The following is a 15396-nucleotide window of genomic DNA, read 5'->3' as shown; positions in this document are numbered from 1 at the left end:
CGTGTCATCGGCCGATACCAAGTTGAAGCCGGCAGTGCCGGCCAAGTCCGGACCGCGTCCAGCGGCGTCCGACGCAGGACGACGTAAGGTCGGCCCCGTACCCAAGCTGATCGCGATCGCCGCGGTCCTCGCCGCATGGCAAGCGATCGCCATGAGCCCACTGGTCGACGCCGGATCGCTCCCGACTCCGGTGATGGTCGTCGAAGCGCTGATCGGTCTGTGGGGCAGCGGTACCTACTGGACCGCGCTCGGAACCACCATCGGTGTGTGGGCGATGGGTCTGGGCCTGTCCGCACTCATCGGCGTTCCCGCCGGCCTCCTGATCGGGTCCTCGCTGCGCGCCACTCAGAGCACGCGGTGGATCGTCGACTTCTTCCGCAGCATTCCTACGATCGCTCTCCTGCCGCTCGTGCTCCTCCTGTTCGGAGCGACGAGTCGGATGGAGATCACCATGATCGTCCTGTCGGCGGTCTGGCCTCTGCTCATCCAGTCCATGTACGCGGCGAAGCAGGTGGAGCCACTGCACAAGTGGGTCGTTCGGGTGTTCCGGATCTCCACCGTCGACCGTCTGCGGTACCTGTGGGTGCCGAGTGTGGCGCTGCTCGTCTTCACCGGCCTGCGGCTCGCCGCCACCATGGCCCTGCTGATGACCATCAGTGCCGAATACCTCGGTGGAGCACCCGGACTCGGCTCGGAACTGTCCCACATGGAGCAGGCGTTCAAGCGTCCGGAAGTCTTCGCCTACGCGATCACCGCGGGTGTCCTCGGACTTCTCGTCAACACCCTGGTCGTGTCCGCACAGCGCCGTCTGCTGTGGTGGCACCCGGTCATCCGAGGGGAGCATTCGGCATGAAGCGCATCACCGGATTCGCCTGGGAAGCTTGGCTTCCGATCGTCCTGGTCATCACGTGGTTGGCGGTCTCGGCCAACAGTTCGTCCTTCTACTTCCCATCCCTCTCCAAGATTCTCGATCGTCTGCAATCGGTGTGGTTCTTCGACGGGATCGTCGAGAACGTTCTGCCCAGCCTCGGTCGGGTCCTCCTCGGGTTCGGTATCGCCGTGATCGTCGGTGTGGTCGGAGGGATCGTCCTGGGGCTGCTGCCCCGCTTCGAGGAGACGGTCCGGCCCATCCTCGAATTCCTCCGGGCAACACCTGGCGTCGCGCTCCTCCCCATCGCCGTCATCTTCCTCGGGATCGACGACACGATGAAGATCTTCCTGATCGCTCTCGCGTCCATGTGGCCGATCCTGCTCAATACGATCGATGGCGTGCGGTCGGTGGAACCGGTGCTGCTCAGGATGTCCCGGAGCTACCGGATCCCGTTGAAGAACCGGATCCGTTATATCTACGCCCCACATGCGGCACCGCAGATCTTCGCCGGCGCTCGCCTGGCGCTCGCCATCGCGACGGTGGTCATGGTCGTGACGGAGATGATCGGTTCCCCCGGCGGTATCGGCTACTTCATCCTCGATTCACAGCGCAGCTTCAACATTCTCAATATGTGGTCCGGCATCGTGATGCTGGGTGTGCTGGGCTACCTGCTCAATCTCGCTGCCCGACTGGTCGAGGGACGAGTCCTCGACTGGCACAACAAGAAGAACGCTTAGGAACGTGACTATGAGCACCACACACACGGGTAAGGCCACCTCGCACGAGGAACTCCTCGTCGTGGAGAACCTCGGAAAGCGGTACGGCGATCACCAGGTCCTCGGTGGCATCGATGTCGCCGTCCGCAGCGGCGAGTTCATGTGCATCGTCGGCCCGTCCGGAGCGGGAAAGACGACGCTTCTCCAGTGTCTCTCCGGCCTGACGGATCCGACCTCCGGATCGGTCACCCTCCGGGGACGGAGAGTGACGGAACCGCCGGCGGAGATGGCGATCGTCTTCCAGGACTACTCCCGGTCGCTGATGCCGTGGCTCTCCATCCTCGACAATGTGATCCTCCCGCTGCGGACCACGATCAAGGACAAGAAGAAGCGCACCGCGAAGGCGATGGACGCTCTCGTCGAGGTCGGGCTGAAGGACCACATCGATAAGTACCCGTGGCAGCTGTCCGGTGGTATGCAGCAGCGAGTGGCGATCGCCCGCGCCCTCGCCTACGAACCTGCCATCGTCTTGATGGACGAGCCGTTCGCCTCGGTCGATGCCCAGACACGCGCGGACCTCGAGGATCTGACCCTGCGGGTGAAGAACCACCTCGGTATTACGATCCTGCTGGTCACACACGACATCGACGAGGCGGTCTACCTGTCCGATCGAGTGCTCGTACTGGGCAGGAAGCCGACCCAGGTGGTGGATCTGATCGAGACGCATCTCGGTGCCGAGCGCGACCAGATCGCGACCAAGGCCACTCGTGAGTTCGCGGACCTGCGCAGCCGGGTCTACCGGGAGATCCGCCACGGTGAGATCCCGAGCTCGGCCGGTTCGGTGGCAGCGCCCACCGCAGACTGAACGTCCGTCGCGACCGTGCAGTCGCCAACAGGAAGTGAAGGGGCATGACCTCGATCGGTACGGCCACACGCCGAGCACTGTGCGAGCGCGGGGTGCGGATCGGAAACAGAGACGTCTTTCCGGATTCCGCATCCGACGTGTTCGACCCCTTCAGCGGGACGCTCGTGGGCCGAGTCGGGAATGCAACGGAAGAACTTGCGGACGCCGCCGTCGATCTGGCCCACCGAGCACTGGATCGACCTGTCCCGGCTCACGAGCGCGCTTGCGTGCTCGATCGGATCGCCGATCTCCTCGTCGCATCGAAGGAGGCGCTCGCCGAGTTGATCTGCGCAGAGGTGGCGAAGCCGATCGTAATGGCAGAAGGGGAGGTCGACCGGGCCGTCGAGACGTTCCGGTTGTCCGCTGCCGTTGCCAGAACGCAGACCGGCCGTGGTGTCGCCATGGATGCCACGCCCGCCGGGGTCGGCAAGATCGGGTTCACGCGAGGTGTGCCGATCGGTGTGGTCACTGCCATTGCCCCGTTCAACTTCCCATTGAATCTCGTTGCTCACAAACTCGCACCGGCCTTCGCCGTCGGTTGCCCGGTGGTGCTCAAACCCGCCCCTCAATCGCCGTTGACGGCATTCCTCCTCGCCGACATCTGCGAGGAGGCCGGGATGCCGGACGGATACCTCTCGGTGATCCCGGGCGACCCGGCAGACATCAGCGCGGTGATCATCGAGGATCCGCGTGTTGCAGCGATCAGTTTCACGGGCTCGGCTCCTGTCGGATGGCACATCGCGAAGGCGGGAGCACGCAAAAAGGTCATGCTCGAACTCGGCAACGCGAGCCCTGCCATCATCGAGGCCGACGCCGATCTCGAGCGTGTCGCGGACACGCTCGTCCCCAGCGCCTTCGGCTTCGCCGGTCAGACCTGTGTCTCCGTGCAACGGATCTACGCGCACGTCGGGGTGGTGGACGAACTGACGGAGCTGCTGGTGGGGAGGATCGGTGCACTCGGAGTCGGTGACCCACGGGATCGGATGGTGCTCTGCGGTCCTCCGATCGATCAACGAGCAACCGAACGCCTTCTGGGCGGTATCCGTCAGGCGACCGACGCCGGCGCATCCGTGGTGATCGGTGGTGGGATGAGGGACGACGTGATCCTCGAGCCCACCCTGCTGACGAACGTCCCGCAATCCTGCGACCTCATCCAGGAGGAGGCATTCGGTCCGGTGCTCGGCCTCGTCGGGGTGGAGTCCTTCGACGAAGCGGTCGAATTGGCGAACGACTCGAAGTACGGGCTTCAGGCGGCGGTCTTCACGTCCGATGTGCGTACTGCCCTCGCAGCTACGGAACAGTTGAACTTCGGGACTGTTCTCGTCAACGAATCGCCGGCTTTCCGTGCCGATAACATGCCGTACGGCGGAGTCCGGGAATCCGGCAACACGAAGGAAGGGCCGGAATCGACCGCCCGAGAGCTCGCGATCGAAAAGGTCTGCGTACTGCAGATGTGACTCCCGAGAACAGGATCCGTCGACCCGTGCCCTACTGGAGGCACGGGTCGACGCGTTTCGGGCAGTCTCTCCCTGCGAACGGACGATCCGTCCGAACTCTCAGCGGATATTGGCGAATACGTACGAAGACATTCCTCTGTGACGGCCATAACATCTGCGACATCGGAGTCGACGATGTGAGCCACGGCACGACCGGCCGGTCGGATCGATCGACCGAACCTCGCCCGTAAGGACGCCAGGTTCATCCGAGACCGTCGACCCCCGGAGTTCCGGGAAAGTGTCCTATCTCTGGAGAGGAACTGCCATGCTGACCAACCTCGAGACGAATCCCTCGTCGCTCGCCTCAACGGACGACCTCGCTTCGGGCGAAGAGTACGCGGCCCGCGCGTACCGCGTGGGTGCGCAGTACCTCGCCGATGTCGACGACATCCTCGACATCGTGCGTGCCGGTCGGGCGGAAACCGAACGCCTGAATCGGGTACCGGACGCGACGGTCGAGGCCATGACGCGTGCCGGTGTCTTCCGGGCGATGACGCCCCTGCAGTACGGCGGCCTCGAGATGGCGCCTGCGTCCTTCTTCGAAGGCATCATGAAGATCGCCGGCTCGGAGGCATCGGCCGCGTGGATCGGCGGGCAGCTCAACGTTCACTCGTTCGAGATCGCGCTCATGGACGAGCGCCTACAGGACGAGTTCTGGAGCGACGGCCCGGACACCAGGGCGTCGAGCTCGTATGCACCCACGGGAAGCTGGGAAGCTGTGTCGGGCGGCTACGTTCTGGACGGGACGTGGGGGTTCTCCAGTGGTGTCGACCACGCCCAGTGGATCATCGTCGGCGGTGGTGACCGCAACTTCGTGGTGCCCCGTTCCGATTTCGAGATCGATCAGAACAGCTGGGACGTCGCGGGTCTGCGCGGGACCGGTAGCAAGTCGGTGACAATGAGCAAGGTATTCGTACCCGACTACCGGGCCCACGTTCTCGCCGACACCTACCACGATCGCAATCCGGGCTGGGAGGTGAACGATCGTCCCCTCTACCGCGTCTCCTTCCTCTCGATCTTCAACTCCACCATGGCCAACTCCGCGACGGGAGCCGCCCTCGGGGCATTCGAAGAGTTCATCGGGGAGAGCAAGGTGCGGCGCATGCGTCGCGGTACCGGTGCCGCCGTCACGGAGAACCCTCACCTGCTGGTCCGTCTCGTCGATGCGCTGTCGAAGGTCCAGATGATCCGGCGCAGGCATCTGGACAACTGGCGCTTCCTCTTCGAGGTCGCATGCGAGGGACGTACCGCCACTCCGTTGGAACGTATGAAGATCCGCTTCGAGGCGGCCGACGCGATCTCGGAGAGTCTCGATGCCCTCTACACGATCTGGCCGGTCTCAGGCGCGGGAGCGATTCTCTCGAACAACCACATCCAGCGGGTGTTCCGTGATCTGCTCGCCATGCGCGTCCACGGTTCCGCCGGACGCGAGGCGGCCGCGTCGCTGTACGCACACGCGCTTCTCGAACTTCCGGGACCGGACTTCGAAAGCAACCCGTCCATGCGCACGCTGGCGTACCACCGATGAGGGCAACGCCGGCGGTTTCGGATCGCACGTCCGACTACGTCGTCGTCGATCCTGCACACGACACCCGCGAGTTCCGCAATGCCCTGAGCCGTTACGCAACAGGCGTGGCGGTAGTCACCACCACCGTGGACGGTGAGCCGACCGGTATGACGGTCAATTCGTTCGCTGCCGTGTCCCTGGATCCACCTCTGATCCTCTGGTCGGTGCGTTCCGACTCGAGTCGGGCCGGCGTGTACACCTCGGCCGACGCCTTCGCGGTCAATGTTCTCTCGTCCGACCAGACTGACATCTCGAACGTGTTCGCATCCGCGAGCTCGGGAACCGAGGGATTCCGGACGTTCTCCTGGAGTCGCGGATCGAAGAGCGTTCCTCTGATCGACGGTGCCATCGCGCGTTTCGAGTGCCGTGTGCACGCCGTGTTCCCCGGAGGGGATCACGACATCATCGTGGGAGAAGTCGACGAGTGTTCCCTCGTCGACGGTGAGTCGCTCCTCTTCGTTCAGGGTGGTTATGCCACGCCGCAACAGATGACGTCGCCAACAGACAATTGCAAGGAAGCCGGCGGGGAGATGGATCCGGCTTCCGCCGAGCCGTCGTTCGCGCAGGTTCTCACAGCCGCGAGTCATCGTCTCTCGCGGAGATTCGACGAACACCGCGCGCAGTTCGGGTTGAGCGTCGCCAGTGCCCGGGTGCTCCAGCGACTCTCGTGCGGTTCACGGACCGTGCAGGAACTGGCGGTGTCCGCCTATCTCGGACCGCGGGCCACCGAGGATGCCGTCAGTGAGCTGATCGAGTCCGGCCTCGTCGTCCGGAACGAGGACCGATTCTCTCTGTCCACCGACGGTTCCGCCACATACGAACAGATCGCCGAGATCGCACGCCGGTTCAACAGGGACGCCTTGGCCGACCTGGACGACTCCGACGTGGCCGCGACCCGGCGAGTCCTCGAGGCGCTCGCGCGTTCGTAGCCGAGCGACCTCACGACACCGAAAGCAGAAGGAGTCCAACGATGATCGGTCTCGGATTGGCATGCTCGCATGCGGCGGGAATGTTCCGGCCGCCGGAGGCATGGCAGCAGTGGATGATCGACCGCGTCGCACCCGGCGTGTTCGAGCGTTATCCCGAAGCAGCACGACAGCGGGACAGTCTGGAGGTGTGTCAGGACCTCTACCACCGCATCCATGCTGCATTCGACGACATGCGTGCGGAGGTCGCGGCCTACAAACCTGACGTGATCGTGATCGTGGGCGACGACCAGGGTGATATGTTCAACCTGTCCAACAACCCGAGTCTGGCGATCTACGTCGGTTCGGAACCCATGTGGGGTCATCAGGGCTACGAGTGGGACGTCCCGATGAAGGACCGCACGGTGGTGAAGTTCAAGAACGATCCCGACGTCTCGTCCCATCTCGCACGTCAACTCGTCAAGCGGCACTTCGACGTCTCGGTCATGCACCGCTTCGAACCGGTGGGCCGCGAGGGCTACGGGCTGCCGCATATGGCGGCCCGTATCGCACCCGAGCTCGATCCGACGGGGGAGATCCCCGTCGTGTGCGTGATGCTCAACGAGTATTTCCCGCCCCTCGCCGGTGGCGACCGCTGTGCCGCGCTCGGCCGTGCGATCGCGGAGATCCTCGGCGAGCGTGACGAGCGGATACTGTTGTGCGCGTCGGGTGGGCTCAGCCACTATCCGTCGGACAAGGACTTCAACCGCGGCGACATCGACACGCCGCTCGACACGTGGGTTCTCGAGCGCATCCAGCGCAACGAGGTCGATCAGCTCGAGAAGTTGTTCAGCTTCGATTCGCAGACCCTCCGATCGGGAACCGGTGAGATCCGCGCGTGGATCAGCGTGGCGGCTGCGATGGACCGGCCGGCAACCGTCATCGACTACATGCCCATCCATGCGTGCTTCACCGGTGTGGGCTTCGCCAAATGGACGGATCGACACTGAAGGACACCGAGGAGCAGCTCATGGGATCGGACGATTCCTCGATCATCGCCGAGTACTTCGGGTACGCGTCGCACTGGCTGACCACACGGGAGGGGGAACGGATCCACTACATCGACGAGGGGGATCCGGATTCACCGCCGGTGATACTGCTTCACGGTTCGGCGATCGGAATCACCGCGGCGGCCAACTTCTACCTCACCGTTCCGGCACTGGTCGATGCCGGGTACCGGGTCGTGGCACCGGATCTGTACGGCTACGGCTTCACCGAAGCGCCGCCCGGTGTGGACGCGATACGGCCGAACCAGGTCGATCTGGTGATCCGGACGATGGACGCCCTCGGCCTGGGGCGAGCCCACGTCATCGGAAACTCCCTCGGAGGCATGGTCCTTGCGAGCCTGGCACTCGAACACCCGGAACGAGTGGTCGGCGGCATCGTGGTGGGCACGGCCGGGGCGCGCTGGAAGGACGGATCGCGGTTCGAACCGAATCTGACGTCCCACAAGGACACCGGACGGTACGAGCCTTCGCTGGTCCGCCGTTCGATGGAGCATCTGGTCCACGACCCGCGCATGGTCCCCGAAGAACTCGTGGAGTTCCGGACGCGAATGGCCGAGCGTCCCGGCGCGTACGAACGGCACCAGGAATCGACACGGATGCGCGAATTCAGCAAGGTGCACTATCCGTTCCTGCCGGAGAATGCCGCTCGGTGCCGGGTGCCGATGTTGTTTCTGTTCGGCAGGGAAGACCGGGTGAACCCGCCCGAGGACGCACTGGCGGGAGCCGAGGCATTCCCCAACGCCGACCTGGTCGTGTTCGGTCACTGCGGACACTGGACGATGATCGAGCGCGCAGACGATTTCAACCATCTCGTCCTGCGTTTCCTCTCGGGTTACGACGAGAGGATCGTCGAACCTCCGTTGCGTGCGGACGATCTACGCGGTGAGCGCCTGCTCGCGGGAGGAGGCCGGTGATGCTCACCTACGAGTCGACCAGCAGATTCGCCCAGGCCGGGCCGATCCGGGTGCACTACCACGAGGCGGGCGAAGGACCGGTGCTGCTCTGCATCCACGGCGGGGCACCCGGTGCCTTCGGGTGGGGGAACTTCGGCCGCAATCTCGAGGAATTCTCCCGTCGGTTCCGCGTGATCATCGTCGACCTGCCGGGCTACGGGCGGTCGGATAAACCGGACGTCGCCACGGGCCGCAATGCGATGTACGCCGAGACGATGGTGGCCCTGATCCGGGAGCTGGGACTCGATCGTGTCCACGTCCTGGGGATGGCCACCGGTGGAGCGGTCGCCATCCGGATGGCGGTCGACCATCCGTCCGTCGTGGAGCGGCTGGTACTCGTCAGCGCAGCGGGTGGTCACGCGGTGTACCAGATCCGACCGAAGGAGTCCGCGAGCAGGATCTACTACGGTGGCGAAGGGCCGACAGTGGAGAAGATGCGGGCCTATCTCGAGCAGCTTCTCTATGATCCCACGCTGATCACCGACGACGTGCTGCTCGAGCGCTACGAGGCGAGTGTCGAACCCGAGTTCATGGTTCAGGCTCCCGAGGGACGAACTTCCCAGCGGCACACCCCGGACGACTTGTGGAAGCGTCTCGACGAGATCACCGCGCCCACCCTCATCGTGTGGGGGAGGGAGAACCGCACCCAATCGTTCGAGAACGCGGTGTTCATGTTGAGTCGGATCAGGGAGTCGCAGCTGCACGTGTTCGGAGAGTGCGGGTTGTGGGTGCCCTACGAGAAAATGGCCGAGTTCAACGCGCTCGTCGAGCGATTCTTGTATGTGGAAAGTTCCGCGCGACTTCGTACATAACGACTGTTAGCGTCCGGACAGTATGAACATTTCGCACGATGGGTACGCCGATCTCGTCCGGGCCGCGGGTGCCAAGCACCCGATCTCGGCGATCCTGTCGTGCCTGGCAGACAACGGAACGGCGTGGAGCGCGCTGTTGACCACGAGTGGCAGACTCATCGAGTCGGTCGCGGGAAAGACCGTCGACGCAGTCGATCCCGGTGTCCTGAAGGGTTCCGTGGAGGTCATCCCGCGACCACTCGTGCGTCCGGCCACGGGGGTCGGCCCGGACGATCGTGAACTCCTCGCCTTCCCCGTGGGCGCCGAAGGACGAGCGACCGCCATACTCCTCATGGCGGGGGAAGGACCCGCCCACGCCGATCTCCACAGATTCGGAGCCAGTGCCGCCCTGTTGCTGCGGTTGCTCCTTCGCGATACGCGACGGATGCAGACGGTGTCCCGGACAGTCAGGGATTCCGTTGCCCGCCTGGTCTTCGCCGGGCGCATCGACAGCGCCCTGGAACTGGCCGCGGAAATGGGTTTGGCGGCCCCGCCTCGTAGACCACACATCGTCTGTGTACGGGGAGTGGACGACTGGAGCCGTGACGACCTGCTGGATCTTCTCGAGGCCGCGCTGCCTCCCGGTGCTCAGCAGCTGCTCGCGTACAACGACGACGACGAGTGCTGGATGTTGCTGAACGGTATGCAGTTCCAGACGCTCGGACCGGAACTCTTCGCTCTGGTCGATCGGAATCCCGCACTCAGAGTTCTCCTCACGGAACAGGTTCCGATCCGGAAGCTCTCCCATCGCTGGCAGCACTGGATGGCGGATATCCGTAAGGCCCCCGCCGGCACGGTCGTGGACCGTTCGGACTACAGCGGCGACACGGCGAGCGACTGGGTGCACAAGTTGCAACGCGAATCGAGCCCCCAGGTGGTGGACGCGGTCGTCGAGTACCTGCGCCATCGGGGCCGGTGGGAGACGGCGGCCGAGACGCTGTCGATCCACCGGAACACGCTGCGGTACCGCGTGTCCTCCGCGGAGAAGTTGCTCGGCTTCGAACTCTCCGATCCCACATTCGCGGCGCGACTCTGGCTGGCGTTGCGTGCCGAGGGCATCGCCGACTGATTCCGGCCGGCGTGTTCGGCTCCGTTCGGCGGGTCTCGCCACGCGACGGTGAATCTGGTTCGAACTATCCAAAAGGGCCCACATGCTTGGCCGTATCGACCAGAGACTCGACCTTTCGGTCTATGTAATCTGCAACACATCCGGTCGGCAGTGTACCCACTATCACCCCATCGCAGGGGTGCCCATCGCAACGCTCGCCGCACCGTTCGTTCGGACCTTCCCTGATCTGGAGCCCGCTATGAAATCACGTCGTATCCGACCCGGTCGCCTCGCTGCCGTTCTCGCCATGACGTCCGTTCTCGCCGCCTGCAGTGCGGCGAACGAGGCCACACTCGGTGACGGCTTCACGGACATCACCGAACGTGCCCGCGACGAGGCTCCTCTGGTCGTCTACTCGTCGGCGACGGATGCTGTGAACGAGGCGATCACGAGCGCTTTCGGTCAGGCGTACCCGGATATCGAGGTAGCCGTCACGCGTTTGTCCACAGGTGATCTCAGAAGCCGGTTCGCCTCCGAGACCGCGACGGGCGCCCAGAGTGCGGACCTCGTCATCGTCACCGACCCACTGATGTTCAACGAGAACCCCGAGTGGTTCAGGGAGCTGTCGGAGAACGAGGTACCGAACCTGGCTCACCTGCGTGACACCTCCGTTGCTGCGAATCACTTCACCGCAGTCACTTCGCCGTGGGTGATCACGTACAACGAACAGAAGATCGGCACACCTCCGACCACGTGGAAGGATCTCGTCTCTCCCGAGCTTGCGGGTAAGGCGAGCTTTGCGGACCCACGGGTCTCCGCCGACAGTGTGATGTCCTTCTACCAGATCCTGATGGACGAGAACGGACCGGACTTCCTGCGCACCATCGGCGATCAGAGTGGTGACTGGTTCGAATCGTCGGTCCCGGCCGTGCAGAAGGTGGCAGCAGGCCAGTTGGCGCTGGCCGCTCCCGGTGCGAAGGCACACTCGGTCGCGCTCATGGAGGCCGGAGCCCCGATCAAGGCGGTCACTCCGGAGCCGGTGATCGCGTTCCCCAACCTGATCGGAATCTCGGAGAACGGACAGAGCCCCAATGCTGCAATGGTGTTCGCGGACTTCGTGCTCAGCGAAGAAGGTCAGCGCGCGTACTGTGGAGACGCCTTCTATATGACGATGCGAGACGACGAGATCGACGGTTGTCCCTCCGCGCCCGAAGACATCCGCCTGGCGGATCCGATGCGCGCGCATGCCGAACGCGAGGAGATCTTGAACGCGTTCGAACTGAACTGAACCCCGACTGTCCTGTCTGCTCGAACAAAGGTATTCCTGATGACAATCATCGACGAGCTACCCGCTGCAGAAGCTACCGCGCCCGCTCGGGCGGACGGCTCCCCAGTACTTCTCGAAGTCAACAGCGTCACCAAGAAATTCGAACGTCACGGCGGCGACATCGTCAATGCGGTGGACGATGTCTCGTTCGAGGTCCGGACCGGGGAACTCCTCGTCCTGTTGGGCCCCAGTGGTTGTGGCAAGTCCACTCTGCTGCGTTGTATCGCAGGACTGGAATCCCCCACGGAGGGAGTAATCCGCATCGACGGCGACGCGGTCTACGATTCGTCCTCCAAGACCGTCAAGGCGCCCAACGAGCGCGACGTCAACATGATGTTCCAGTCCTATGCGCTGTGGCCCCACATGAACCTCGAGGACAATGTGGCCTACCCCCTGCGATCGGCGGGAGTGCGGAAGGCCGTGGCCCGTCGTCGGGCAGCGGAGTATCTCGACCTCGTCGGTCTCGGTGGCCTGGGACGGCAGCACCCGGGGATGATCAGTGGTGGGCAGCAGCAGCGGGTCGCCTTGGCTCGCACCCTGATCTCCGAACCGTCAGTCGTCCTGTTCGACGAACCGTTGTCCAATGTCGATGCCCGGGTCAGGGTCAAGCTCCGTGCTCTGTTGGTGCGACTGCATCGTCAACTCGGATTTGCTGCCGTGTACGTCACGCACGACCAGGTGGAAGCGATGAGTCTGGGTACTCGGATCGCCGTCATGCGCAGCGGCCGGGTGGATCAACTCGCTTCCCCCGTCACCGTGTACGAGCGTCCGAGCAATCGCTCGACGGCGGAGTTCATCGGTGAGGCGAACTTCCTCGACGCGACGGTGCTCGGCAGCGCGGACGAGTCGCTCACCGTAGAGGTGGCGGGTCGGGAGATCAGTGTGCCGCGTTCGTCCGACACCGTACGAACGGACGCCGTTCCCGGTGAGGCGATCACACTGATGGTTCGGCCGGAGAAGTGCTCGATCGCGCCGACCGGAGCCGCAGACGGGAACCTGTCCTGGCGAGGAGTGGTTGTCGCACGGACCTTCTCGGGCGCTCATACCGAGTATCAGTGCCGTATCGAGGACCGTTCGGTGACGGTGTGGGCGTTCGGAGTCCCGGACCCGGCGTTGCACGAGTCTGCCGAGGTCGACGTGACCGTTCCCGCAGAGGCATTCCGGGTGGTGGCCGATGACTAGTCTCGCCCCGAGTCCCGAACGAACGACCGTCGCGACGGACCCGCAGAAGGATGTGCGCCCGAAGGGCGCGCTCCGCCGCGGTGCCTTCGGTGCACTGCTGGTTGTATTGTCCGCACTCGTCGTCCTGCTGGTCGTGTACCCGCTCGCGCGGATGTTCGAGCGTGCCGGTGGTCCGCTCGAGGCATGGACGGATCTGATTGCCGAGCCGTGGTTCCTGGGAATGGTTCGGGACACCGTGGTCGTCGTCGGGGTGAGTGCTCTGCTCTCCCTGGTGATCGGTGCACTGCTGGCCTGGGTCAACGAGCGTACCGATGCAGGTCTGGGCGCGATCGGTGATGCCCTGCCGTTGATCCCGCTGTTCCTCCCGGCCGTCGCGCTGGCGGTCGGTTGGGTGGTTCTGGCCAGTCCCGAAGTAGGCCTGCTGTCGCCGATCCTCGAACCGCTCGGATTCCAGATCTACTCGACGCCGGGCATGGTGCTGATCTACGTCCTGCTCACCGTTCCGTACACCTATCTTCCGATCGTGTCGGCGCTGCGCTCTCTCGACCCGTCGCTCGAAGAAGCTGCGCGGGCCTCGGGCTCCGGGACCTTCCGGGTGGTGCGTACCGTGTCACTCCCGGCCGTCGCGCCGTCTCTGCTGTCCGGTTTCATCCTGGCGACGATCATCGGTGCCGGCGTGTACTCGGTCCCGGCGATCGTGGGGCAGAGCACCGACCTCGACATCATGTCCGTTCGTATCGTCCGTTCGATCCAGAACACCTACCCGGTCGAATACGGCACCGCGGTCAGGCTCAGCGCGATGCTGTTCACGGTCCTGCTGGTCCTGTACTTCCTTCAGCGACTCGTGATTTCGAAGCAGCAGTTCGCCAGGATGGGCGGCCAGGCGCCCAAGGTGGCCAGGGTGGCTCTGGGCAAGTGGCGTTGGCCTGTGCGCGCGTTGAATCTCGTCTACATCGGACTCGCCGCAGTTCTGCCTCTCCTCGCGGTGATCTACCTGAGCCTGCAGCGTTACTGGCAGCCCGACCTGACGGCGTCGAACTGGACGCTGGACAATTTCAAGGTCGCCTCGGCAGGTGCAGGCGGTGCGGGCCTCGCGATCAGCAACTCGGTTCTGCTCGCGGTGGTCGGCGGACTCGTCATCGTGCTCGCCGCGACGATGATCCTCACCTACGCACGTCAGTCCCGTAACCGCATCTCCCGCTTGGCGAGTGCGTCGGCCAAACTGCCGGCAGTGGTACCGGGCAGCGTCCTGGCGGTCTCGTTCATCTTCGCCTTCGGCGGTGAGCCGTTCAACCTCGGCGGAACGTTGCTCATCATGGGAATGGCGTTCTTCGTGTCGTTCCTCCCGTACGCGATGATCTCTCTCGAGGGAACATCCGCCCAGATCGACGGCAGCCTGGAAGATGCGTCCCGGCTGTGCGGCGCAGGATCGGGCCGGACGTTCACACAGATCGTTCTTCCTCTCCTGCGACCCGGAATACTGGCGACCTTCTCCCTGGTGTTCGTGAGGATCGTCGGTGATCTGGAGATCGCGGTCCTGCTCGGAACCGGACAGACTCCGCTGGTCAGCGCGCTGCTCTTCCAGGTGTGGGGTGAAGGTTTCTTCACCCAGGTCGCCGCGGTTGCCGTGATGATGACCGCCGTGTCGGCGACGGTGGTGATCCTCATGATGTGGTTCTCTCGACCGGCATGGGTCCGCAAGATGCGCGCAGTGCAGAAGAAGGCTGCGAAGAAGTGACGCTCGAGCGACGCCTGGCCTCCGGCGAACCCCAGTACGGATTGTGGCTCGGGCTGGGGAACCCGTACGCCGCGGAGATCTGTACCGGGGCGGGGGCGGACTGGGTGTTGATCGACGGTCAGCACGCCCCCAACTCGCCGAGCACCATCGCAGGACAGTTGCACGCCCTGAAAGGAATCCCGCTCGAGGTGGTGGCCAGGACTCCCGGACCCGATCCGGCAGTCATCGGTCAGTACCTCGACCTGGGCGTGCGGAATCTGGTGATCCCGGGAGTCGATTCACCCGATCGAGCTCGGGAGGTGGTGGCCGCGACGCGCTATCCGCCCAGCGGGACCCGAGCTGTGGCCAGCACACTCACCCGCGCAACCGATTTCGGTCGCCGTCCGGAATATCTCCGAACCGTACACGACGAGCTGTGCATCTTCGTCCAGATCCAGTCGAAGGAGGCGCTCGACTCGCTTCCCGAGATCGTCGCGGTGCCGGGAGTTGACGGAATCTTCGTGTCGCCGGCCGATATCGCAGCTTCGATGGGGCGCTTGGGCAATCCTCGCGATCCGGATGTTCGCCGGACGATGTCGCAGGCTCTGGACATCGCCCAGCGGGCCGGCGTCTATTCCGGTCTGTACGCGAGTTCCCCCGCCGACGGGCTCGCGTGGACTGTCGAGGGAGCCTCTCTCGTCGCGATCGGCAGCGATGTCGGGGTCCTGCAGCGAGGTACCCGCCGACTCTTCCAAGAGGTGAAGGGAAGCTCGGTCCCCGCACGGTGGTGAC

General features: G+C 64.3%; 14 protein-coding genes. All 14 read left to right on the top strand.

What is annotated here, in order from left to right; translation table 11 throughout:
* Position 1 precedes the first annotated feature (1 nt).
* The 14 genes from ACWPOC_RS00140 to ACWPOC_RS00075 all read left to right on the top strand — a co-directional run bounded on the left by ACWPOC_RS00140 (position 2) and on the right by ACWPOC_RS00075 (position 15395).
* Positions 2 to 853 carry an ABC transporter permease gene (locus ACWPOC_RS00140; RefSeq protein WP_157742118.1) on the top strand — a complete coding sequence of 284 codons (852 nt, stop codon included), beginning with the start codon at positions 2 to 4 and terminating at the stop codon, positions 851 to 853.
* Complete coding sequence (locus ACWPOC_RS00135) at positions 850 to 1608, top strand: ABC transporter permease (protein ID WP_059382734.1); 759 nt, start codon at positions 850 to 852, stop codon at positions 1606 to 1608. The genes ACWPOC_RS00140 and ACWPOC_RS00135 overlap by 4 nt, the downstream gene beginning before the upstream one ends.
* A 10-nt stretch (positions 1609 to 1618) precedes the next feature.
* Positions 1619 to 2452 carry an ABC transporter ATP-binding protein gene (locus ACWPOC_RS00130; protein WP_059382735.1) on the top strand — a complete coding sequence of 278 codons (834 nt, stop codon included), beginning with the start codon at positions 1619 to 1621 and terminating at the stop codon, positions 2450 to 2452.
* Between the two features lie 44 nt (positions 2453 to 2496).
* Entirely contained in the window at positions 2497 to 3948 is a 1452-nt protein-coding gene (locus ACWPOC_RS00125) for an aldehyde dehydrogenase family protein (protein WP_080968276.1), read from the top strand.
* 304 nt (positions 3949 to 4252) lie between these two features.
* Entirely contained in the window at positions 4253 to 5515 is a 1263-nt protein-coding gene (locus tag ACWPOC_RS00120; RefSeq protein ID WP_120280705.1) for an acyl-CoA dehydrogenase family protein, read from the top strand.
* A complete protein-coding gene (locus tag ACWPOC_RS00115; protein ID WP_455407813.1) occupies positions 5512 to 6483 on the top strand; it encodes a flavin reductase in 972 nt (323 codons plus the stop codon). The genes ACWPOC_RS00120 and ACWPOC_RS00115 overlap by 4 nt, the downstream gene beginning before the upstream one ends.
* Before the next feature lie 41 nt (positions 6484 to 6524).
* Positions 6525 to 7469 carry a DODA-type extradiol aromatic ring-opening family dioxygenase gene (locus ACWPOC_RS00110; RefSeq protein ID WP_455407812.1) on the top strand — a complete coding sequence of 315 codons (945 nt, stop codon included), beginning with the start codon at positions 6525 to 6527 and terminating at the stop codon, positions 7467 to 7469.
* The gene (locus ACWPOC_RS00105; RefSeq protein WP_455407811.1) at positions 7451 to 8440 is read left to right on the top strand and encodes an alpha/beta fold hydrolase; all 990 of its coding nucleotides are present in this window, start codon (positions 7451 to 7453) and stop codon (positions 8438 to 8440) included. The genes ACWPOC_RS00110 and ACWPOC_RS00105 overlap by 19 nt, the downstream gene beginning before the upstream one ends.
* Positions 8440 to 9291, top strand: coding sequence for an alpha/beta fold hydrolase (locus ACWPOC_RS00100; RefSeq protein WP_455407810.1), 852 nt, complete (start codon positions 8440 to 8442; stop codon positions 9289 to 9291). The genes ACWPOC_RS00105 and ACWPOC_RS00100 overlap by 1 nt, the downstream gene beginning before the upstream one ends.
* A 22-nt stretch (positions 9292 to 9313) precedes the next feature.
* A complete protein-coding gene (locus ACWPOC_RS00095; RefSeq protein WP_455407809.1) occupies positions 9314 to 10399 on the top strand; it encodes a helix-turn-helix domain-containing protein in 1086 nt (361 codons plus the stop codon).
* Positions 10400 to 10637: 238 nt separating this feature from the next.
* Entirely contained in the window at positions 10638 to 11666 is a 1029-nt protein-coding gene (locus ACWPOC_RS00090) for an extracellular solute-binding protein (protein ID WP_157742116.1), read from the top strand.
* A gap of 39 nt (positions 11667 to 11705) precedes the next feature.
* On the top strand, positions 11706 to 12887 hold the full coding sequence (locus ACWPOC_RS00085) for an ABC transporter ATP-binding protein (protein WP_455407808.1): 1182 nt from the start codon (positions 11706 to 11708) through the stop codon (positions 12885 to 12887).
* Positions 12880 to 14625: an ABC transporter permease gene (locus ACWPOC_RS00080; RefSeq protein ID WP_455407807.1), complete on the top strand. Its 1746-nt coding sequence runs from the start codon at positions 12880 to 12882 to the stop codon at positions 14623 to 14625. Before ACWPOC_RS00085 ends, ACWPOC_RS00080 begins: the two co-directional genes overlap by 8 nt.
* The gene (locus ACWPOC_RS00075) at positions 14622 to 15395 is read left to right on the top strand and encodes an HpcH/HpaI aldolase family protein (protein WP_059382744.1); all 774 of its coding nucleotides are present in this window, start codon (positions 14622 to 14624) and stop codon (positions 15393 to 15395) included. Before ACWPOC_RS00080 ends, ACWPOC_RS00075 begins: the two co-directional genes overlap by 4 nt.
* Position 15396 lies beyond the last annotated feature (1 nt).

Source organism: Rhodococcus sp. 5G237, from assembly GCF_053764735.1.
Note: the sequence above shows the minus strand (reverse complement) of the source record. Positions and strands in the feature narration are given on the sequence as shown.